The sequence below is a fragment of the Streptomyces sp. NPDC041968 genome (assembly GCF_055589025.1).
Genome location: NZ_JBVJCB010000004.1, coordinates 548,617 through 570,345 on the forward strand (window position 1 = coordinate 548,617; position 21,729 = coordinate 570,345).

Sequence of the window (21,729 nt, forward strand, 5' to 3'; positions counted from 1 at the left end):
TATCGTCAACGATCACGGGCCGTGATGCATTCCTGACCGGCGAACTCAAGCCGTGTACAGCGCCTCGACCTCCACGCCGTAGGCCTTCTCGATGGCCTTGCGCTTCAGCTTCAGCGAGGGCGTCAGCAGGCCGTGCTCCTCGGTGAACGGCTGGGCCAGGATGCGGAAGGTGCGGATGGACTCGGCCTGCGACACCAGCGTGTTGGCGGCCACGACCGCGCGCCGCACCTCCGCCTCCAGGTCGGCGTCGTGCACCAGCTCGGCCGCGGCCATCCGGGGCTTGTTGCGCATCGCCAGCCAGTGGTCGACCGCCTCGGTGTCCAGGGTGATGAGGGCGGCGACGTAGGGGCGGTCGTTGCCGACGACGATGCACTGGTTGACCAGCGGATGGTCCCGCACCCGCTCCTCCAGCAGACCGGGGGAGACGCTCTTGCCGCCGGAGGTCACCAGGATCTCCTTCTTGCGGCCGGTGATGGTGAGGTAGCCGTCCTCGTCCAGCGCGCCCAGGTCGCCGGTGGCGAGCCAGCCGTCGCGCAGGGTCTCGTCGGTGGCCTTGGGGTTGTTGAGGTAGCCCTGGAAGACGTTGCCGCCGTTCAGCCAGATCTCGCCGTCGTCCGCGAGGTGCACGGTGACGCCCGGGACGGGCCGGCCCACCGTGCCGTAGCGGGTGCGCTCGGGCGGGTTGGCGGTGGCCGCCGCCGTGGACTCGGTCAGGCCGTAGCCCTCGTAGATCTGCACGCCGGCGCCCGCGAAGAACAGGCCGAGCCGCCGGTCCATCGCCGAGCCCCCCGACATGGCGTTGCGGATGCGTCCGCCCATCGCGGCCCGCACCTTGGCGTAGACGAGCTTGTCGAAGAGCTGGTGCTGCATGCGCAGGCCCGCCGACGGGCCGGGACCGATGCCCCAGGCCCTCGCCTCGACGGCCTCCGCGTACTTCACGGCCACCTCGACGGCCTTCTCGAAGGCGCCCGCCCTCCCCTCCTTCTCCGCCTTGCGCCGCGCCGCGTTGAACACCTTCTCGAAGATGTACGGCACGGCCAGGATGAAGGTCGGCTTGAAGGCGGCCAGGTCGGGCAGGAGGACGGCGGCGTTCAGCTGCGGCTGGTGGCCGAAGCGGACCCGGCCGCGGATCGCCGCGACCTCCACCATCCGGCCGAAGACGTGGGCCAGGGGCAGGAAGAGCAGGGTCGCCGCCTCGTCGCCCTTCTTCGAGTGGAACACCGGCTCCCAGCGCTCGATGACCGTGTCCGCCTCGTACATGAAGTTGCCGTGCGTGAGGACGCAGCCCTTGGGGCGGCCCGTGGTGCCCGAGGTGTAGATGACGGTGGCGACCGTGTCGGGCGTGACCGCCTCGCGGTGCCGGTGCACCACCTCGTCGTCGAGGTGGGCCCCCGCGTCGTACAGCTCCTGGACGGCGCCGGAGTCCAGCTGCCACAGGCCGCGCAGGTGCGGCAGCCGGTCGATGACGGTGGCGATCGTCATCGCGTGGTCCTCGTGCTCCACGACCGCGGCCGTCACCTCGGCGTCGTACAGCATCCACAGGCACTGATCGGCCGAGGAGGTCGGGTAGACCGGCACCACCTGGGCGCCGATCGTCCACAGGGCGAAGTCGAAGAGGGTCCACTCGTAGCGGGTGCGGGACATGATGGCGACCCGGTCGCCGAAGCGGATGCCCTGGGCGAGCAGCCCCTTGGCGAGGGCCAGCACCTCGTCGCGGAACGCGCCGGCGGTCACGTCCCGCCACTGCCCGGCCTCGTCCTTGCGGCCCAGCGCGATGTGGTGCGGATCGTCCTGCGCATGGCGGAAGACGGCGTCGGCCAGACCGCCCACGGGTGGTGCCGACGTCGAGGGAGGACTGGTGAACTCGCGCAAACCCCGCTCCCCGCTTCTGATGAGCCCCCGCACAGCGCGGTGAAAGCTACCCCACCCGGGACGGGGGCGGGAGGGGCGCCAGAACCGAACAGCGCTCATGTTCGTGCTGGTCAGCGAGAGGAAAAGCACGCACATGGGGAAGGGTCGGACACATTACTGACGGATGAGTAAGTTTCGGTGGCGTAATCTCCACCGAATCTGTACGCCCCGCTTACCGCCGGTACGGGGTCTCCGGGGCCGGTACGGGAAGGCGTCGCCGTTCCCGCGCCGGGATGGTCGGCTCGCCTATGCGAGCCCCGCGCGCCGAGGTCGTTGCAGCCGGTCGCCGCCCGTCAGGATCGCCGCCGCGAGGGCGTCCGCCGCGCCCTGCGCCGAGGGGTGGCGCCGGCCGTGCACGAGCACGAAGTCGACCCGGCCCAGCTCGGGCAGCCCGGCCCGGTCCGGCACCCGCACCAGGCCGGGCGGGACGAGTCCCCGTGAGTGCGCCATCACGCCCAGGCCCGCGCGGGCGGCGGCGATCAGGCCGTTGAGGCTGCCGCTGGTGCACGCGATGCGCCAGGCTCGGCCCTGCCGCTGCAGAGCCTCCAGGGCGAGCGCCCGGGTGATGCCCGGCGGCGGGTAGACGATGAGCGGGACGGGACGGTCCGGGTCGAGACGCAGCCGCTCCGCACCGATCCACACCAGCCGGTCGCGCCAGACCGGCTCGCCCCGGGGGTCCTCGGGCCGCCGCTTGGCCAGCACCAGGTCGAGCTTCCCGGCGGCCAGCTGCTCGTGCAGCGTCCCCGACAGCTCCACCGTCAGCTCCAGGTCGACCTCGGGGTGCTCGTGCCGGAAGCCCTCCAGGATCTCCGGCAAGCGGGTCAGCACGAAGTCCTCCGACGCCCCGAACCGCAGCCGGCCGCGCAGCCGGGTGCCGGCGAAGAAGGCGGTCGCCTGCTCGTGCACCTCCAGGATGCGGCGCGCGAACCCCAGCATGGCCTCTCCGTCCTCCGTCAGCTCCACCGAGTGGGTGTCGCGGCTGAACAGCTGCCGGCCGGTGGCGTCCTCCAGCCGCCGCACGTGCTGGCTCACGGTCGACTGGCGCAGCCCGAGCCGCCGGGCGGCCTGCGTGAAGCTCAGCGTCTGGGACACCGTCAGGAAGGTGCGCAGGTGAGAGGGGTCGTACATCACTCCAGCCTATCGGCGATCGTGATGACAGTCAGAGCGGTGTACCGGATTCCCGATCGCTGGGCGGAAGAGCAGGATGGAGCGGGGACCCGTGACCCCTGTCCCGCCCCTCGGGCACCGGCGAACGAGCAAGTGGAGCACCGTGAAACGCCTGCGACGGCCGCGTCGGCCGCCGATCGACCCGTACGTCCTGCTGCTGCTCGGCACGGTGGGCCTCGCGGCGCTGCTGCCGGCCCGGGGCACGGGCGCGGACATGGCCTCCGGCGCATCCACCGCGGCGATCGCGTTCCTGTTCTTCCTCTACGGCGCCCGGCTCTCCACCCGCGAGGCGATGGACGGCGTGCGGCACTGGCGACTCCACGTCACCGTGCTGGCCTGCACCTTCGTCGTCTTCCCGCTGCTCGGACTCGCCTCCCGCGGTCTGGTCCCGGTGCTCCTGACCGACCCCCTCCAGCAGGGCCTGCTCTTCCTCACCCTGGTCCCGTCGACCATCCAGTCGTCGATCGCCTTCACCTCCATCGCCCGCGGCAACGTGCCGGCGGCGATCTGCGCCGGGTCCTTCTCCTCGCTGGTCGGCATCGTCGTCACACCGCTGCTGGCCGCCGCCCTGCTGGGCGGCGGGGGCGGGTTCTCCGCCGACTCGGTGGTGAGGATCGTGCTGCAACTGCTCGTGCCGTTCGTGGCCGGGCAGCTGCTGCGCCGCTGGATCGGGGGCTTCGTGGCCCGGCACAAGAAGGTGCTCGGGCTGGTCGACCGCGGCTCGATCCTGCTGGTCGTCTACACCGCGTTCAGCGCGGGCATGGTCCAGGGCATCTGGCATCGGGTCAGCCCGGTCCGGCTGGCCGGGCTGCTGGTCGTGGAGGCCGTGCTGCTCGCCGTGATGCTGCTGCTGACCTGGTACGGGGCGAAGGCGCTGGGCTTCGGCCGGGCGGACCGGATCGCCGTCCAGTTCGCCGGGTCCAAGAAGTCGCTCGCCGCCGGGCTGCCCATGGCGAGCGTCCTGTTCGGCGCCCAGGCCTCCCTGGCCGTGCTGCCGCTGATGCTCTTCCACCAGATGCAGCTGATGGTGTGCGCGGTCATCGCCAAGCGGCGCTCCCAGGACCCGGAGGCGGTCGCCTCCGACGACGCGACCCCGGCGCCCACCACGGCCGGCAGCGGCAGCCGCTGAGTCGCCGCGCACCCCTCAGCCGGTCGCGTCCACCCGGTCCATGGGCAGGTGCAGCACCGTGTTCCCGAGGGCCGACGGCGGATCGCCATCGGCGATCTCCTCGTCGCTCAGGGCCCGGTCCCACACGCGCACCTCGTCGATCGCGCCGGTGAAACGCGCCCGGCCGTCCACCCGCTCCCCGATGTGCACGCCGAACGGCGAGTTCCGGCTGACCGAGCCCGGCACGTCCGCCGTGGCGCCGACCGCCGTACCGTCGACGAAGAGCGTCAGCCGTCCGCCGCCGCGACGCAGCGCCAGGTGGTGCCAGGCGCCGTCGTCGTACGCGCGGTCGGTGCGGACCCACGCCGAGCGCGGGGCGGCCCCGGCCGCACGGGTGGTGATCAGGCCCTGGACGCGGTCCTCGCCCGGCTCCGCCCGCAGCCACACCTGGGGCTGCGTGGTACCGACCCCGCCCATCCACAGCAGCGGCTGCTCCCCGTCGGCCGCCGTGTACCGGAACCGCAGCGAGGCGGTGAAGTCCCCTTCCCCGAGCGGAAGCCGCTCGTCGAACGGCAGCCGTACGGCGTCGTCGGCGCCGTCGAAGGCGAGCGCGCCGCCCACCGCTCCCTCCGTCACCCGCGCGCCGCCGGCGACGGCCGCCGGGGCGGCGCCCGGAGCGAGGTCGGGAGTGGTCGGGCCGGCGCCCCGGCGCGGCTGGAGCCAGTCCTCGGTGAAACGGGCGAAGCGGATCTCGTCGCGCGCGTCGACGGCTCCCGCCTCGTACAGCAGCCCCACCGTGCCGTCGTCGACGGCCACCATGTCGGAGTAGCCGGACCAGTCCCGGGTGACGACCGTGCCGTGGTCCACGCCCTCCCAGGTCGCGCCGCCGTCGTAGGAGGAGCGGACCGTCATCGTCCGGCGGCGGTCGGGGTCGGCGGGGGCGGACAGCAGCAGCCGGTCGTCCAGGCGGAGCACCGAGCCCTGCACCTGCGGCGTGTACAGGTCGGGCAGGGCCCGGAAGGGCCCGGCGAAGCTGTCGCCGCCGTCGAGGCTGACGGCCTGCGTGCGGTGGCCGAGGTCGGTGCCGTTCTCCTCGCGGCCGCTGACCAGCAGCGAGCCGTCGGCGCGTTCGGCGAGGGCGACCTCGGACGGCTTCTGCCGGAAGGTGCCGTCGGCGGCGACGGGCCAGGTGTCGGTGGCCCCCACCCTCCAGTGCTCGCCGCCGTCGTCGCTGACCACCAGCGCCGCGTGGTGGGCGGTGACCCGCTCCCCGTCCCAGGCCTCGGCGTTGACGCCGACGACGAGCCGCCCCGGGTGGGCGCCGCCGCTGAGCTGGACGCCGTGCACGGGGCCGGTCGCGTACCAGGAGTTCCAGTCGGGCGGCAGGATGCCGGCGCTCAGGTCCCGGGGCGCGGACCAGGTGCGGCCGTCGTCGTCGCTGTACTGGAGGTGGGGCGTGCGGGCGCAGGGCACCGCGCAGCCGGCGGCATCCGTGCGGCCCGCGTTGTACGTCTCGACCAGCAGGACGCGGCCGGTGGCGCGGTCCACCACGGGGGCCGGGTTGCCGTGGGTGTCGCCGCCCCCGTCGTTGACCACCTGGAGCGGGCCCCAGGTGCGTCCGCCGTCGGTGGAGCGCTTGAGGACGATGTCGATGTCGCCGGCGTCCCCGCAGTTCAGGACCCGGCCCTCGGCGAAGGCCAGCAGGGTGTCGTCCGTCGTGCGCACGATCGCCGGGATGCGGAAGCAGGCGTAGCCGCCCGGGTCCCGGCCCGCCTCGAAGAGCACCTGCTGCTCGAACCCGGCCGCCCCGGCCCCGTGTTCGGCGTGGGCGGGGAGCGGGGCGGCGGCCAGGGCGCACAGGGAGGCGAGGGCGAGCAGGGGGGAACGCGGACGCGCGCGGGGAGATGACGGCATGGATCGGTCTGCCCTTCGGGCGGCTGGTCGGGAGCCGGTCGTCAGGGCATCAGTAGAACAGGACGTACCGGGCCATCTCGGTCCCGTGTGATCACGCGCGTGTCGTGCGACGGCACGCCGGCGGGCGCGCGCGGCGCGGTCGAGACGGGGCCCCAGCGGCGCAGGGGGCGCTCCCCGCCGGTCGGGGCCCCGCCGCCGTGCCGCGGGGGAGAGGGTCAGCCCTGGGCGGCCGCGGCCCGCAGGGCGACGCGGTCCTCACCCGCGTACACGTTCATGGAGGTGCCGCGAAGGAAGCCCACCAGGGTCAGCCCCGTCTCGGCGGCCAGGTCCACCGCCAGCGAGGACGGCGCCGACACCGCGGCCAGCACCGGGATGCCCGCCATCACGGCCTTCTGCGCCAGCTCGAAGGAGGCCCTGCCCGACACCAGCAGGACGGACCGGGACAGGGGCAGGTCGCCGTTCTGCAGGGCGCGGCCGACCAGTTTGTCGACGGCGTTGTGCCGACCCACGTCCTCCCGTACGTCCACCAGCTCTCCGTCCTCGGTGAACAGGGCCGCCGCGTGCAGTCCGCCGGTCCGGTCGAAGACCCGCTGGGCGGCGCGCAGCCGGTCGGGCAGGTCGGCCAGCAGCTCCGGTGTGACGCGGACCGGGGGAGTGTCGGCGATCGGCCAGCGGGCCGTCGTGCGCACGGCGTCCAGGCTCGCCTTGCCGCACAGTCCGCACGACGAGGTCGTGTAGACGTTCCGCTCCAGGGTGATGTCGGGGATCCGCACGCCCGCGGCGGTCCGCACGTCGACCACGTTGTACGTGTTGACCCCGTCGGCCGTGGCGCCCGCGCAGTAGACGATGTTCTGGAGGTCCCCCTGCTCGGCGAGCACGCCCTCGCTGACCAGGAACCCGGCGGCCAGCGCGAAGTCGTCGCCCGGGGTGCGCATGGTGATCGCGAGGGGCTTGCCGTTCAGCCGGATCTCCAGTGGTTCCTCGGCGACGAGCGTGTCCGGACGGGCGGAGACCGCCCCGTCCCGGATCCGGATCACCTTGCGTCGTTCCGTGACTCGTCCCATGTCCGTGCCCCTTGCCGGTCAGTCCCGGTTCTGTACGTGCTGGTAGCCGAAGCGGCCCTTGATGCACAGGTTGCCGTGGGTCACCGGGTTGTCGTGCGGCGAGGTGACCTTCACGATCTCATTGTCCTGCACGTGCAGGGTGAGGTTGCAGCCCACTCCGCAGTACGCACACACCGTCGTCGTCTCCGTCTGTCGTGTCTCGTCCCAGGTGCCCGCCGTACGCATGTCGAACTCCGACTTGAACGACAGGGCTCCCGTCGGGCACACCTCGACGCAGTTGCCGCAGTAGACGCACGCCGAGTCGGTCAGCGGCGCGTCCTGCTCGACCGAGATCCGGGCGTCGAAGCCCCGGCCGGCGACGGAGATCGCGAAGCTGTTCTGCCACTGCTCCCCGCAGGCGTCCACGCACTTGTAGCAGAGGATGCACTTGCCGTAGTCGCGGACGTACAGGTCGTTGTCGATCCTGGGTTGCTCGTCGACGCGGGCCGCGGCCGGGCCGAAGCGGTCCGGCTCGGCCCCGTACTCCTTGATCCACTCGGCCGCCCGGGGGGTCGTGGACAGGTCGACCGAGGAGGCGAGGAGTTCGAGGACGATCCTGCGGCTGTGGCGGGCCCGCTCGGTGTCCGTCCGCACCACCATGCCGGGCTCCGCGCGGCGCGAGCAGGCGGGGGCGAGGGTCCGGGCTCCCTCGACCTCGACCACACAGACCCGGCAGGCGTTCTTGGGGGTGAGCGTGTCGCCCTCGCACAGGGTCGGGACGTCCTTCCCGGCGGCCCGGCAGGCCTCCAGGACCGTCGCCCCCTCGGGGACCCTGGCCTCCTGCCCGTCCAGGCTGAACTCCACCAGCCGGCGCGGCACTCCGAGCGGTATCGCGGTCATTCGTACGCCCCCAGACGGTCGATGGCGGATTCCACGGCGTTCCACGCGGTCTGCCCCAGACCGCAGATCGAGGCGTCCCGCATCGCCCGGCCGACCTCCCGCAGCAGTGCGACGTCTCCGGCCGCGGCGGCGCCCGTGCGCTCCGCGATGCGGCGCAGCGCCTCCTCCTGGCGCACGGTCCCGACCCGGCAGGGCACGCACTGCCCGCACGACTCGTCGCGGAAGAACTCCGCGATGCGCAGCAGGACGCGGGGGAGCGGAACCGTGTCGTCGAAGGCCATCACCACTCCGGAGCCGAGGGTCGTGCCCGCCCGGCGGGTGTCCTCGAAGGTGAGCGGGAGGTCGAGTTCGTCGGGGCGCACGAAGCCGCCGGCGGCACCGCCGAGCAGGACCGACCTGAGGCCGTCCCGGACACCGGCGAGCGCGAGCAGTTCGCCGAGGGTCGCCCCGAACGGCAGCTCGTAGACGCCGGGGCGGGCCACACTGCCCGACACGCAGAACAGCTTCGGGCCGGTGGAGGCCGGGGTGCCGATCGCCGCGTACGCCCGGGCGCCCAGGGTGAGGATCGGCAGGACGTTCACCAGTGTCTCGACGTTGTTCGCCACCGTGGGCTTGCCGAACAGGCCCTTCTCCACCGGGAACGGAGGCTTGGAGCGCGGCTCGCCCCGGTAGCCCTCGATGGAGTTGAACAGGGCCGTCTCCTCACCGCAGATGTAGGCACCCGCACCCCGCCGGATCTCGATGTCGAAGGCGTAGCCCCGGCCGAGGACGTCGTCGCCGAGCAGACCGCGGGCGCGGGCCTGCGTGACGGCATGGGTGAGGCGGGCCAGGGCGCGCGGGTACTCGCCGCGCAGGTAGAGGTGGCCCTGGTGCGCGCCGGTCGCGTAGGCCGCGATCGTCATCGCCTCGACCAGCGCGTACGGGTCGCCCTCCATGAGCACGCGGTCCTTGAAGGTGCCCGGCTCGGACTCGTCGGCGTTGCAGACCAGGTGGTGGGGGTGGTCGGGCTGGGCGGCCGTCGCCTGCCACTTGCGGCCGGTGGGGAACGCGGCGCCGCCGCGGCCGAGCAGACCGGAGTCGGTGACCTCCCGGATCACGCCGGCCGGGCCCAGCTCGAAGGCGCGGCGCAGGGCCGCGTAGCCGCCGCGGGCGCGGTAGTCGTCGAGGGAGGCGGGGTCGGTGGTGCCGACGCGCCGGAGGAGGACGAGGGCGGGGTCGCCGGCCTGGGGGACGGCGAGGGCGGGGGCGGGTTCGGGGGGCGCGGTCTCGGGAGCGGTGGCCGCGTCGACGGCGGCCTCGGGGGTCGCTGGGGCGGCGACGGCGGTGGCGTGGCGCCTGGCACGCCACCGCCTCCCCTTCCCGGCCCCGGGGGCCGCGCCCCCGGTCCCCCCTTCCCCCTGGGCGGCCTCCTCGCCCGACGCCGGGTGGGCTGCCTCGCCCGCGCGCACGACCAGAGCCGCGGGTGCTCGCTCGCACAGGCCCAGGCACGGGGAGCGTTCGACCTGGACGCCGCTCGCCGGGCCCAGCCGCGCCTCGACCGCCGTGCACAGCCCGGCCGCCCCCGCCGCCGTGCACGCCAGATCGGTGCAGAGGTGGAGGACCGTGGCGGGGCGGGGGCGGACGGAGAACATGGCGTAGAAGGTGGCGACGCCGTACGCCTCCGCAGGGGGGACCGTCAGGCGTCGGCACACGTAGTGCAGGGCGCCCTCGCTGATCCAGCCGACCCGGTCGTTGACCGCGTGCAGGGCCGGCAGCAGCAGGTCGCGGCGGTCCCGGGCCGCGCGTCCGCCGCGCGCCCACCTGAGGTCGGCGGCGGCCGCCCCGTCGCGGGCGGCGCCCTCCCAGGAGGACGCGGGCGGGCCGAGCAGGGCGTCGACGGCCTCGCGCTCCTCGTCCGTGGGCTTGCTGTCACCGAAGCGCAGGTCCACCGGTGCTCACCTTCTCGATCCGGATCGCCGAGGCCTTGAACTCCGCCGTCCCGGCGATCGGGCAGTTGGCCTCGATGGTCAGCTGGTTGGTGTCGACCTCGTCGGGAAAGTGGAAGCTCATGAAGGCGAGCCCGGGTCGCAGGGCGGTGTCGACCCAGACGGGCGCGACCAGCGACCCGCGGCGGGAGGACACCCGTACCTCCTCGCCGACCGCGACCCCGTAGTGCTCGGCGTCCTCGGGGCACAGTTCGAGCCACTCGCCGCGTCGCAGCGGCGACGGGTAACCACCGCTCTGCACGCCCGTGTTGTAGGAGTCGAGCCGTCGGCCCGTGGTCAGCCGGATCGGGTACTCCTCGTCGGTGAGGTCCACCGGGGGGTCGTGTTGGACCAGGCCGAAGGACGCGCGCGGACCACGCCGTGCCGGGTCCTCGGCCCACAGCCGGCCGTGCAGGTAGGTGGGCTCCAGCCGCTCGCCGCTCGGGCACGGCCACTGGATGCCCTGGTGCTCCTCCAGGCGCGCGTACGTCATCCCGTGGTGGTCCGGCGACAGGGAGCGCAGTTCGTTCCAGACGGCCTCGGCGTCGGCGTACTTCCAGTCGTGGCCGAGGCGGGTCGCGAGGTCGCAGAGGATGTCGATGTCCTCCCGGGCCTCGCCGGGCGGCGACACGGCCCTGCGGACGCGCTGGACGCGCCGCTCGCTGTTGGTGGTGGTGCCCTCGGTCTCCGCCCAGCCGGCGGTCGCCGGGAGGACCACGTCGGCCAGTTCGGCGGTCTTCGTCAGGAAGATGTCCTGCACGACGAGGAAGTCCAGGGCCCGCAGCCGGCGCACGGCCTGTTCGCTGTCCGCCTCGGACTGGGCCGGGTTCTCGCCGATGCAGTAGACGGCCCGCAGCGTGCCGTCGTCCATGGCCTCGAACATCTCCGTCAGGGTGAGGCCGTGCCGCGGCTGGATGACCGTGTCCCAGGCCGACTCGAACTTCGCCCGCACCTCCGGGTCGAGCACGTCCTGGAAGCCGGGCAGCCGGTTGGGGATCGCGCCCATGTCGCCGCCGCCCTGCACGTTGTTCTGGCCGCGCAGGGGCTGCAAGCCGGAGCCGTAGCGGCCGACGTGGCCGGTGAGCAGGGAGAGGTTGATCAGCGCCCGGACGTTGTCGGTGCCGTTGTGGTGCTCGGTGATGCCGAGGGTCCAGCAGAGCTGGGCGCGTTCGGCGCGGGCGTAGGCGTGCGCCAGGTCGCGGACGGCCGCCGCCGGGACGCCGGTCACCTTCTCCGCGAGGGAGAGGGTCCACGGCTCGACCAGCGCCTTGTACTCCTCGTAGCCCGTGGTCGCCCGGGCCACGAAGGCCTCGTTGACGAGCCCCGCGTGGATGATCTCGCGGCCCACCGCGTGCGCCAGCGGGATGTCGGTGCCGACGTTCGGGCCGAGCCAGCTCTCCGCCCACTCGGCGGTGGAGGTGCGGCGGGGGTCGACGGCGTACATGCGGGCACCGGCCCGGATGCCCTTGAGGACGTGCTGGAAGAAGATGGGGTGCGCGAAGCGGGCGTTGGAGCCCCACATCACGATCACGTCGCTGTGCTCGATCTCCTCGTACGAGGAGGTGCCGCCGCCGGAGCCGAAGGCGGCGGACAGGCCGGCCACGCTCGGCGCGTGGCAGGTGCGGTTGCAGGAGTCGACATTGTGGGTGCCCATGACGACCCGGGCGAACTTCTGCGCCACGTAGTTCATCTCGTTGGTCGCCCGGGCGCAGGAGAACATGCCGAACGCGTCGCGCCCGGCCGCCAGGCCCCGGGCGGTCCGGTCCAGGGCCTCGTCCCAGCTGGCCCGGCGGAACGGCTCGTCGCGGGAGTCCCGGACCAGGGGGTGGGTGAGGCGGGTGTAGGTCTTCGGGTCGCGGGCGCGCCGCCTTCGGTCGCTCCGGTCCGGGTCACGGTGGCTCATGCGGCGCTCCTCAGCGCGAGCAGGTCCGACAGGGCGTGCACGGTGCGCAGGGTGGGCACCGGGACCCCGGTGATCTCCGCCAGCTCCACGACGGCCGCGAGCAGGACGTCTAGTTCCAGCGGCTTGCCGCGCTCCAGGTCCTGGAGCGTGGAGGTGCGGTGGTCGCCGACCTTCTCGGCGCCCGCGAGGCGGCGTTCGACGGAGACGCCGACCTCGCAGCCGAGGGCCTCGGCGACCGCCAGCGTCTCGGTCATCATGGTCTCGATGACCTGGCGGGTGCCGCCGTGCAGGCACATCTGCCGCATGGTGGCGCGGGCCAGGGCGCTGATCGGGTTGAAGGAGATGTTGCCCAGCAGCTTCAGCCAGATGTCGTTGCGCAGGTCCGGCTCGACCGGGCACTTGAGGCCGCCCGCCCGCATCGCCTCGCCGAGCGCGAGGCACCGGGCGGAGACGCTCCGGTCGGGTTCGCCGAGGGAGAACCGGGTGCCTTCCACGTGCCGGACGACGCCCGGCCGTTCGAGTTCGGTGGCCGCGTAGACGACGCAGCCGACGGCCCGTTCGGGCGCGAGCACCGCACTGACCGCGCCGGCCGGGTCCACGCTGTCGAGGCGGCGTCCGTCGTACGGGCCGCCGTGCCGGTGGAAGTACCACCAGGGGATGCCGTTCTGGGCGGCCACGACCGCCGTGGTGTCGTGCAGCAGCGGCTCGATCAGCGGCCCGCACGCCGCGTACGAGTGGGCCTTCAGGCCCAGGAACACGTAGTCCACGGGGCCGACCTCGGCAGGGTCGTCCGTGGCGTGGGGACGCGCGGTGAAGTCCCCGCGCGGGCTGCGCACCCGTACGCCGTACTGCCGCATGGCCGCCAGGTGCGGTCCACGGGCTATGAGATGCACGTCGGTGCCCGCACGGTGGAGCGCGGCGCCGACGTAGGCGCCGATCGCTCCGGCGCCGAGAACTGCGACCTTCATGCGAGGGAGCTCCGTTCGGTCGAGGGATACCGAGGAACTGCCGACCATGTCGACGAAATATTGTCTACAGTATGGAAGTTCACCCAGCAAGGCTTTGTGCAAGGACGGTGGTTGTCCGCTCAACTGTCTTCTCAACAGCCCCACCTCTCCCTACGGTTGGGGACTCATGAGTCCCCCCGTCGCACCCCCGGGCTGGAGCCGCTGGCTCGTTCCCCCCGCCGCCCTCTCGGTCCACCTCTCCATCGGCCAGGCGTACGCCTGGTCCGTGTTCAAACCGCCGCTGGAGTCCGCGCTCGGCCTCAGCGGCACGCAGAGCGCGCTCCCCTTCCAGCTCGGCATCGTCATGCTCGGGCTGTCGGCCGCGTTCGGCGGCACGCTCGTGGAGCGCCACGGGCCGCGCTGGGCGATGACCGTCGCCCTGGTCTGCTTCTCCTCGGGCTTCCTGCTCTCCGCGCTCGGCGCGGCGGTCGAGCAGTACTGGCTGATCGTCCTCGGCTACGGCTTCGTCGGCGGGATCGGCCTCGGCATCGGCTACATCTCGCCCGTCTCCACGCTGATCAAGTGGTTCCCGGACCGGCCCGGCATGGCCACCGGCATCGCCATCATGGGCTTCGGCGGCGGCGCGCTCATCGCCTCGCCCTGGTCGGCGCAGATGCTGGAGTCCTTCGGCAGCGACAGCTCGGGGATCGCCCTCGCCTTCCTCGTGCACGGGCTGACGTACGCCGTCTTCATGCTGCTGGGCGTGCTGCTGGTGCGGGTGCCGCGCCCGAAGGAGGGCGCCGGCGGGCCGGCCGCGCTCTCCGGCGTCCAGGTCTCGGCGCGCGGGGCCATGCGTACCCCCCAGTTCTGGCTGCTGTGGATCGTGCTCTGCATGAACGTCACGGCCGGCATCGGCATCCTGGAGAAGGCCGCGCCGATGATCACCGACTTCTTCGCCGACACCTCCACCCCGGTGTCGGCGACCGCCGCCGCCGGGTTCGTGGCCCTGTTGTCGGCGGCCAACATGGCGGGCCGGATCGGCTGGTCCTCGACCTCCGACCTGATCGGCCGCAAGAACATCTACCGCGTCTACCTCGGCGTCGGCGCCCTGATGTACACGCTGATCGCGCTGTTCGGCGACTCCTCGAAGCCACTGTTCGTCCTGTGCGCGCTGGTCGTCCTGTCCTTCTACGGCGGCGGTTTCGCCACGATCCCCGCCTACCTGAAGGACCTCTTCGGCACCTACCAGGTCGGCGCCATCCACGGGCGGCTGCTCACCGCGTGGTCCACGGCCGGCGTCCTCGGACCGCTGATCGTGAACTGGATCGCCGACCGGCAGGAGGAGGCCGGGCGGCACGGCGCGTCGCTGTACGGGACGTCCTTCGTCATCATGATCGGGCTGCTGGTCGTCGGCTTCGTCGCCAACGAACTCGTCCGACCCGTCCACCCCCGCCACCACGTCAGCGTCGACCCCGCACCGAAGGAGGCCGCCGATGTCCGGCGACAGCAGCCAGAGTCCGCCTGACCTGCCCGACCGGCGGCCGCTGATCGCCTTCACCTGGCTCTGGGTGGGCGCGCCGCTCGCCTACGGGCTGTACGAACTCGTCCGGAAGGCGACCCAGCTGTTCACCGGGTGACGCCCCTCGGGGGACCCGGGGTGCTGACCGAAGCCGACAAGGCGGGCGTACGTTTCCTGTCGTATCACCTGCCGTCGTACCCGTCGGTCACTGATCACACTGGTGGATCCCGTACCCGAGGCAGCGAGGACTCCACCACATGCACGGCTCCCGCATCACCGCCGTCGGCCATTACCAGCCCGCCCGGATTCTCACCAACGAGGAACTGGCGGGCATGGTCGACACCAGCGACGAGTGGATCAGGAGCAGGGTCGGCATTCACTCCCGCCGGATCGCCGGGCCCGAGGAGCCGGTCGACGAGCTGGCGGGCCACGCCGCGGCCAAGGCGCTGGCGGCGGCCGGGCTGACGCCCGCCGACGTGGACATGGTCGTGGTCGCCACCTCCACCGCGATCGACCGTTCCCCGAACACCGCCGCCCGCGTCGCGGCCCGCCTCGGCATCCCCGGGCCCGCCGCGCTGGACGTCAACGTCGTGTGCGCCGGCTTCACCCACGCCCTGGCCACCGCCGACCACGCCGTCCGGGCCGGTTCGGCGAGCCGGGTCCTGGTCATCGGCGCGGACAAGATGTCCGAGGTGGCCGACTGGAGCGACCGCACCACCTGCGTGCTCGTCGGCGACGGGGCGGGGGCCGCCGTCGTGGAGGCCTCGGCGCCCGGCGCGGAGCCCGGGATCGGCCCCGTGCTGTGGGGGTCCGTGCCGGAGATGGGCAACGCGGTCCGCATCGAGGGCACGCCCCCGAGGTTCGCGCAGGAGGGGCAGAGCGTCTACCGCTGGGCGACCACACGGCTGCCCGGCTTCGCACGCCAGGCCTGTGAGCGTTCCGGCCTGGAGCCGGCCGACCTCGCCGCGGTCGTCCTGCACCAGGCGAACCTACGCATCATCGAACCCCTCGCCGCGAAGATCGGCGCCGTCAACGCGGTCGTCGCCCGCGATGTCGTCGAGTCCGGCAACACCTCGGCGGCGAGCATCCCCCTCGCGCTCTCCAAGCTGGTGGAGCGCGGTGAGATCAGCACCGGCGACCCGGTCCTGCTCTTCGGCTTCGGCGGGAACCTCTCCTACGCCGGTCAGGTCGTCCGCTGCCCGTGAACGGCGCCGCGGCCCTGGTGTGACATGGACTACTCCCGGCCCCGACGGCCCGGTGCGCCGTAGACTGTAGACGAAAGACAATCGATACTCGGCGTACCGGGCTTGCCGTCTTCGAGGGGGGACCGATGTTGTCCGCAGGACTGCCGCAGGGCGCGGTGCCCAAGCTCGAACGGCCCGGCCCGCTCCGCGACCGTGTCTACGAGGCGCTGCTCGAACTCATCACCACCCGGGCCCTCCAGCCCGGCCAGCACCTCGTCGAGAGCGAACTCGCCGGTCACCTCGGGGTGTCGAGGCAGCCCGTGCGCGAGGCCCTCCAGCGGCTCAACACGGAGGGCTGGGTCGATCTGCGCCCCGCCCAGGGAGCCTTCGTGCACGAGCCGACGGAGGAGGAGGCCGACCAGCTCCTGACGGTCCGTACGCTGCTGGAGGCCGAGGCGGCCCGGCTCGCCGCCGCCAACGCCGGCAGCGGGGGCGTGGCCGCGCTGGAGGACCTGTGCGCGGAGGGGGAGCGGGCCGTCGCCGCCGACGACGTGGACGCCGCCGTCGCCTCCAACGCCCGTTTCCACGCGAAGATCATGGAGCTGGCCGGCAACGCCGTCCTCGCCGAACTCGCCGCGCAGGTCGACCGCCGGGTCCGCTGGTACTACACGCCCATCGCCCGGCAGCGCGGCCGGCAGTCCTGGATCGAGCACCGGCAGCTGATCGCCGCCGTCGCCGACCGGGACGAGCAGACCGCGACCCGGCTGATGCGCGAGCACACCGAGCACACCCGGCGCTCGTACCACGCGCGCGGCGAATCGTGAGGTAAGACTCCCAGGTCACAGACCGCACGGAGGCCGCCCGGAGCATCCGCCGGGCGGCCTTCTCGTGCCCGGGGACGACGAGCGCCCCGCACTTCTTTGTCCACTCAGTGGAGAAAGTTCGCAGCAATTCGTGCGTGACTTCTTCCCACACTCGGCGGCCACTGCTACGTTCCCTCCGAAAGCAAGCCAAGGACGTGGCCGGGAACCGGCACACTCGAAGGCCGATTGAGGCGGGGAGGGGCTCGTGAGACGCATGACGGCACGACCCGCTAACGCCCACCAGGCACGACTGCTCCAGCTGCTGCGCGACGGAGGGCCCAACTCCCGCGCCCAGCTCGGCGACCAGGTGGACCTCTCCCGGTCCAAGCTGGCCGTCGAGGTGGACCGGCTGCTGGAGACGGGCCTGGTGGTGGCCGACGGACTCGCCGCCTCGCGCGGGGGGCGCCGCAGCCACAACATCCGGCTCCATCCCGCACTGCGCTTCCTCGGCGTCGACATCGGCGCGACCTCGGTCGACGTCGCGGTCACCAACGCCGAGCTGGAGATCCTCGGACACATCAACCAGCCCATGGACGTACGCGAGGGGCCGGTCGCGGTCTTCGAGCAAGTACTGGCCATGGCGGCGAAGTTGCGGGCCTCCGGGCTCGCGGAGGGCTTCGACGGCGCCGGCATCGGCGTCCCGGGGCCGGTCCGCTTCCCCGAGGGTGTGCCGGTGGCTCCGCCGATCATGCCGGGCTGGGACGGCTTCCCGGTACGGGAGGCGCTCAGCCAGGAACTCGGCTGCCCGGTCATGGTCGACAACGACGTGAACCTGATGGCCCTGGGAGAGCAGCACGCGGGCGTCGCCCGCACCCAGCACGACTTCCTCGTCGTCAAGATCGGTACCGGCATCGGCTGCGGCATCGTCGTCGGCGGTGACGTCTACCGGGGGACGACGGGCAGTGCGGGCGACATCGGGCACATCCAGGCCGTGCCCGACGGACGCCCGTGCGCCTGCGGCAACCGGGGCTGCCTGGAGGCCCACTTCAGCGGCGCGGCCCTGGCCCGCGACGCCACGGAGGCCGCCCAGCAGGGCCGGTCGGCCGAGCTCGCCAACCGGCTGGAGGCGAGCGGGGGCCTCAGCGCCGCCGACGTCGCCGCCGCCGCGGCCGCGGGCGACGCCACCGCACTCGACCTGATCCGGGAGGGCGGCCGGAGCACCGGCCAGGTCATCGCCGGTCTGGTCAGCTTCTTCAACCCGGGGCTCGTGGTGATCGGCGGCGGGGTGACCGGCCTCGGCCACAACCTGCTCGCCGCCATCCGTACCCAGGTCTACCGCCAGTCGCTGCCGCTGGCGACCGGCAACCTGCCCATCGTCCTCGGGGAGCTGGGCCCCAGCGCCGGCGTCATCGGCGGGGCCCGGCTGATCAGCGACCACCTGTTCTCGCCCGCGTAGGCGCCCCCCTCGTCCGGGCCCCTCGGCCCGGTCCGCGAGCTCCACCAGCACGCGCTCCACCAGCACGCGCTCCACCAGCACGCGCTCCACCAGCACGCGCTCCACCAGCACAGCGCACCACCAGCACAGCGCACCACCCCGCTCTGCTCGCCGCTGCCCGGCTCCACCCTGCCTCGATCCGCCCTGCCCCGACCCACCCAGCCCCGCTCTGCCCTGACACCGGCCCGCACGCCCGCCGAGGGGACCTCACATGGCTCCAGAACCACCGCTGCTCAGCATGTCCGGCATCACCAAGTCCTTCCCCGGAGTCCGGGCCCTGGACGGCGTCGACCTCGACGTCCAGGCCGGCGAGGTGCACTGCCTGCTCGGCCAGAACGGCGCCGGGAAGTCCACCCTGATCAAGGTGCTGGCCGGTGCCCACCAGCCCGACACCGGCACCATCCGCTGGCGCGGCGAGGACGTCACCCTGCGCTCGCCCATCGCGGCCATGCGCCTCGGCATCGCCACCATCTACCAGGAACTCGACCTGGTGGAACACCTGTCGGTCGCCGAGAACGTCCACCTCGGCCATGAACCGACCGCCGCCGGTTTCGTCGTACGGGCCCGGGCGGCCCGGGCGTCGACGGCCCAGCTCCTCGAGCGACTCGGGCATCCGGAGGTCGATCCCGGGCGACTGGTCGGCGAACTGTCCGCGGCGCAGCAGCAGATCGTGTCCATGGCCCGCGCGCTCTCGCACGACGTACGGCTGATCGTGATGGACGAGCCGTCCGCCGCCCTCGACCCGGACGAGGTGGACAACCTCTTCCGCATCGTCACCGACCTCACCGCCGACGGCGTCGCCGTCGTCTATATCTCGCACCGCCTGGAGGAGATCCGCCGCATCGGCGACCGGGTCACCGTCCTCAAGGACGGCCGGGCCGTCGCCGGCGGCCTGCCCGCCAAGGAGACGCCCACCCGCGAGGTGGTGGCGCTGATGACCGGACGCAACGTGGAGTACGTCTTTCCGGAGCGGCCCGCCGCCCCGGCGGTGGGGGAACCGGTGCTCAGCGTGCGGGGACTGTCCAGGGAGGGCGAGTTCGCGCCCCTCGACCTGGAGGTCCGCCCCGGTGAGATCGTCGGCCTCGCCGGACTCGTCGGCTCGGGCCGCTCCGAGATCCTGGAGACGGTCTACGGAGCCCGCAAGGCGAGCACCGGACAGGTCCTCGTCGACGGCCGTCCGCTCAGGCCGGGCAGCGTCCGCGCCGCGGTGCGCGCCGGGCTCGGGCTCGCCCCCGAGGAACGCAAGGCGCAGGCCCTGCTGATGCTGGAGTCCGTCACCCGCAACGTGTCGGTCTCCGCCATGTCCCGCTTCTCGCGCGGCGGCTGGATCGACCGCGGGGCCGAACTCGGCGCGGCCCGCGCGGCCACCCGGGAGCTGTCCCTGCGGCCCGACAACCCGTCGGCGCCCGTGCGCACCCTCTCCGGCGGCAACCAGCAGAAGGCGGTCCTCGCCCGCTGGCTGCTGCGCGGCTGCCGGGTCCTGCTGCTCGACGAACCCACCCGCGGCGTCGACGTCGGCGCGCGCGCCGAGCTGTACGCGGTCGTCCGCCGACTCGCCGACGAGGGCCTCGCCGTCCTGCTGGTCTCCAGCGAGGTGCCCGAGGTACTGGGCCTCGCCGACCGCGTGCTGGTGCTGCGCGAGGGCCATGTCGTGCACGAGGCCCCCGCCCGTGAACTCGACGAACACCGCGTACTCGACCTCGTGATGGAAGGAAGCCCGGCGTCATGACCCAGCACGTGTCCCCGCCCCGGGACGGCACCGGCAAGGCGGCTCCGGTGGACAACCCGCCCGCCTGGCGAGTCCAGTTGGGCCGCGCCGACGTCCGCACCCTCACCCTGCTCGGGGTGCTCGCCGCACTGGTCCTCATCGGCGGCATCACCCAGCCCGACTCGTTCCTGGACACCCGCAACCTCCAGCTGGTGCTCACCCAGGCGTCCGTGATCGGCGTCGTCACCGTCGGCATGACCTTCGTCATCGTCTCCGGCGGCATCGACCTCTCCGTCGGCGCCATCGTCGCCCTCGCCTCGGTCTGGGCGACCACCGTCGCCACCCAGGAGTACGGCTTCGTCGGCATCCTCTTCACGGCGGTCGTCGTCGGCGTGGGCTGCGGACTGGTCAACGGGGTGCTCATCGCCTTCGGCCAGATGGTCCCCTTCATCGCCACCCTCGCCATGCTGGCCTCGGCACGCGGCCTCGCGCTCCAGATCACCGACGGACGCACCCAGGTCGTCACCGTCCCGAGCGTCCTGGACCTGGGCGAACGCGACTCCTACGTGCTCGGCATCCCGCCCCTGGTGCTGGTGTTCGCCGCCGTCACCGTGATCGGCTGGCTGGTGCTCAACCGCACCACCTTTGGCCGCCGCACCGTCGCCGTCGGCGGCAACGCGGAGGCCGCCCGGCTCGCCGGCATCGATGTCCGCCGCCAGCGGCTCTACCTCTACCTGCTGTCCGGGCTGTGCTGCGGCATCGCCGCCTTCCTGCTGATCGTCCTGGCCGGATCCGGCCAGAACACCAACGGCAACCTCTACGAACTCGACGCCATCGCCGCCGCGATCATCGGCGGGACGCTGCTGACCGGCGGGCGGGGCCACATCCTCGGCTCCGTGCTCGGCGTCCTGATCTTCACCACCATCACCAACATCTTCGCCCTGAACAACCTGCAGACCGACGTGCAGCAGATCGCCAAGGGCGCGATCATCGTCGCCGCCGTGCTGGTCCAGCGCCGTACCGCAAGCACGCACTGAGGAAAGGGTCCACCGTCATGACGAACCTCACGAGCCGCAGAGGCCTGCTCTTCGGAGCGGCCGCCGTGTCCGCCGGCGTGGTCCTCACCGGCTGCACGAGCAACGACCCCGACGACGGCGACGACAAGGCCGCGGACACCCAGCCGGCCGCCGACGACCAGCCCGGCAAGCAGGTCACCATCGGCTACGCCGGCCCGCAGGCCGACCACGGCTGGCTCAACGCCGTCAACGACCAGGCGCAGAAGCGCGCCGAGAAGTACTCGGACGTCACGCTCGAGGTCACCGAGGGCTCCAACGACACGGCCCAGCAGATCGGCCAGATCGAGACCCTCATCAACAAGAAGGTCGACGTCCTGGTCATCCTGCCCGCGGACGGCAAGGCCCTCACCCAGGTCGGGCTCAAGGCCATGCGCGCCGGCATCCCGGTCGTCAACCTCGACCGCATCTTCAACAGCCCCCAGGCCTACCGCTGCTGGGTCGGCGGCGACAACTACGGCATGGGCCTCAACGCCGCCCACTACATAGGCGAGAAGCTCAAGGGCAAGTCCGGCGCCAAGGTCATCGAGCTGGCCGGCCTGGACAACCTGGAGCTGACCCAGCAGCGCACCAAGGGCTTCGACGACGGTCTGAAGAACTACCCGAACATCCAGAAGGTGGCCCGCCAGGCCGCCGAGTTCACGGTCGAGTCGGGCCAGGCCAAGATGGCCCAGCTGCTCCAGGCCCAGTCGAAGTTCGACGCCCTGTGGAACCACGACGACGACCAGGGCGTGGGCGCGCTGCGCGCCATCGAGCAGGCGGGCCGCGACGACTTCCTGATGGTCGGCGGCGCCGGAGCGCTCTCCGCCTTCCAGGCCATCAAGGCGGACAGCGGTGTGCTGAAGGCCACCGTGCTCTACCCGCCCACCATGGCCGCCTCCGCGATCGACCTCGCCCGCGCCCTCGGTCAGGGCAAGGGCGTCAGCGGGCTCGCCGAGTTCGAGATCCCCTCGACCGTCACCTGCTACTCGGCCGTCGTCGACAAGGAGAACGTGGACCAGTACATGTCCACGGGCTTCAAGTGACGGGCACCACGTGACGGCTGCCGCCCCGGCAGCGGCCTGACCAGCCGGCCGGGGCGGGGCCCACC

At 72.6% G+C, this 21,729-nt stretch carries 17 protein-coding genes; 9 read left to right on the top strand and 8 right to left on the bottom strand.

The annotated features are described in order from the left end of the window. Positions 1–45 precede the first annotated feature (45 nt). Positions 46–1,872, bottom strand: a complete 1,827-nt coding sequence (locus ACZ6EG_RS13475) for an AMP-dependent synthetase/ligase (RefSeq protein ID WP_391968318.1) — start codon at positions 1,870–1,872, stop codon at positions 46–48. 285 nt (positions 1,873–2,157) lie between these two features. Further along, positions 2,158–3,039, bottom strand: coding sequence for a LysR substrate-binding domain-containing protein (locus ACZ6EG_RS13480; protein ID WP_391968317.1), 882 nt, complete (start codon positions 3,037–3,039; stop codon positions 2,158–2,160). 142 nt (positions 3,040–3,181) lie between these two features. On the opposite strand from ACZ6EG_RS13480, the gene ACZ6EG_RS13485 reads away from it, so the two are divergent. Continuing rightward, positions 3,182–4,207, top strand: coding sequence for a bile acid:sodium symporter family protein (locus tag ACZ6EG_RS13485; protein ID WP_391968316.1), 1,026 nt, complete (start codon positions 3,182–3,184; stop codon positions 4,205–4,207). 15 nt (positions 4,208–4,222) lie between these two features. On the opposite strand, the gene ACZ6EG_RS13490 is transcribed toward ACZ6EG_RS13485, so the two are convergent. The 6 genes from ACZ6EG_RS13490 to ACZ6EG_RS13515 form a co-directional block, all read right to left on the bottom strand. After that, positions 4,223–6,100 (bottom strand): exo-alpha-sialidase, encoded by a 1,878-nt coding sequence (locus tag ACZ6EG_RS13490; RefSeq protein ID WP_469604279.1) that lies wholly within the window; start codon positions 6,098–6,100, stop codon positions 4,223–4,225. Between the two features lie 215 nt (positions 6,101–6,315). Beyond that, entirely contained in the window at positions 6,316–7,164 is an 849-nt protein-coding gene (gene fdhD / locus ACZ6EG_RS13495; RefSeq protein ID WP_391968314.1) for a formate dehydrogenase accessory sulfurtransferase FdhD, read from the bottom strand. Between the two features lie 18 nt (positions 7,165–7,182). Beyond that, the gene (locus tag ACZ6EG_RS13500; protein WP_469604283.1) at positions 7,183–8,043 is read right to left on the bottom strand and encodes a 2Fe-2S iron-sulfur cluster-binding protein; all 861 of its coding nucleotides are present in this window, start codon (positions 8,041–8,043) and stop codon (positions 7,183–7,185) included. Next, positions 8,040–9,971: an NAD(P)H-dependent oxidoreductase subunit E gene (locus ACZ6EG_RS13505; protein WP_469604286.1), complete on the bottom strand. Its 1,932-nt coding sequence runs from the start codon at positions 9,969–9,971 to the stop codon at positions 8,040–8,042. Before ACZ6EG_RS13505 ends, ACZ6EG_RS13500 begins: the two co-directional genes overlap by 4 nt. Further along, positions 9,952–11,910: a molybdopterin oxidoreductase family protein gene (locus ACZ6EG_RS13510; protein WP_469604289.1), complete on the bottom strand. Its 1,959-nt coding sequence runs from the start codon at positions 11,908–11,910 to the stop codon at positions 9,952–9,954. The genes ACZ6EG_RS13505 and ACZ6EG_RS13510 overlap by 20 nt, the downstream gene beginning before the upstream one ends. Next, positions 11,907–12,878 carry a 2-dehydropantoate 2-reductase gene (locus ACZ6EG_RS13515; RefSeq protein ID WP_391968310.1) on the bottom strand — a complete coding sequence of 324 codons (972 nt, stop codon included), beginning with the start codon at positions 12,876–12,878 and terminating at the stop codon, positions 11,907–11,909. The genes ACZ6EG_RS13510 and ACZ6EG_RS13515 overlap by 4 nt, the downstream gene beginning before the upstream one ends. A 166-nt stretch (positions 12,879–13,044) precedes the next feature. Here ACZ6EG_RS13515 and ACZ6EG_RS13520 point away from each other — a divergent pair, with 166 nt between their 5' ends. From ACZ6EG_RS13520 to ACZ6EG_RS13555, 8 genes are all read left to right on the top strand, one after another. Beyond that, on the top strand, positions 13,045–14,382 hold the full coding sequence (locus tag ACZ6EG_RS13520; protein ID WP_469604293.1) for an OFA family MFS transporter: 1,338 nt from the start codon (positions 13,045–13,047) through the stop codon (positions 14,380–14,382). Then, positions 14,351–14,494: an MFS transporter small subunit gene (locus ACZ6EG_RS13525; protein WP_391968308.1), complete on the top strand. Its 144-nt coding sequence runs from the start codon at positions 14,351–14,353 to the stop codon at positions 14,492–14,494. Before ACZ6EG_RS13520 ends, ACZ6EG_RS13525 begins: the two co-directional genes overlap by 32 nt. 139 nt (positions 14,495–14,633) lie before the next feature. Next, positions 14,634–15,581, top strand: coding sequence for a beta-ketoacyl-ACP synthase III (locus ACZ6EG_RS13530; RefSeq protein ID WP_391968307.1), 948 nt, complete (start codon positions 14,634–14,636; stop codon positions 15,579–15,581). A gap of 125 nt (positions 15,582–15,706) precedes the next feature. After that, entirely contained in the window at positions 15,707–16,384 is a 678-nt protein-coding gene (locus ACZ6EG_RS13535) for a GntR family transcriptional regulator (RefSeq protein ID WP_391968306.1), read from the top strand. Positions 16,385–16,637: 253 nt separating this feature from the next. Continuing rightward, positions 16,638–17,819: an ROK family transcriptional regulator gene (locus tag ACZ6EG_RS13540; RefSeq protein ID WP_356612333.1), complete on the top strand. Its 1,182-nt coding sequence runs from the start codon at positions 16,638–16,640 to the stop codon at positions 17,817–17,819. Positions 17,820–18,069: 250 nt separating this feature from the next. Continuing rightward, positions 18,070–19,587: a sugar ABC transporter ATP-binding protein gene (locus ACZ6EG_RS13545; protein WP_469604299.1), complete on the top strand. Its 1,518-nt coding sequence runs from the start codon at positions 18,070–18,072 to the stop codon at positions 19,585–19,587. After that, on the top strand, positions 19,584–20,603 hold the full coding sequence (locus ACZ6EG_RS13550) for an ABC transporter permease (protein ID WP_361009955.1): 1,020 nt from the start codon (positions 19,584–19,586) through the stop codon (positions 20,601–20,603). Before ACZ6EG_RS13545 ends, ACZ6EG_RS13550 begins: the two co-directional genes overlap by 4 nt. A gap of 17 nt (positions 20,604–20,620) precedes the next feature. Beyond that, positions 20,621–21,664 carry a substrate-binding domain-containing protein gene (locus tag ACZ6EG_RS13555; RefSeq protein ID WP_391968304.1) on the top strand — a complete coding sequence of 348 codons (1,044 nt, stop codon included), beginning with the start codon at positions 20,621–20,623 and terminating at the stop codon, positions 21,662–21,664. Positions 21,665–21,729 lie beyond the last annotated feature (65 nt).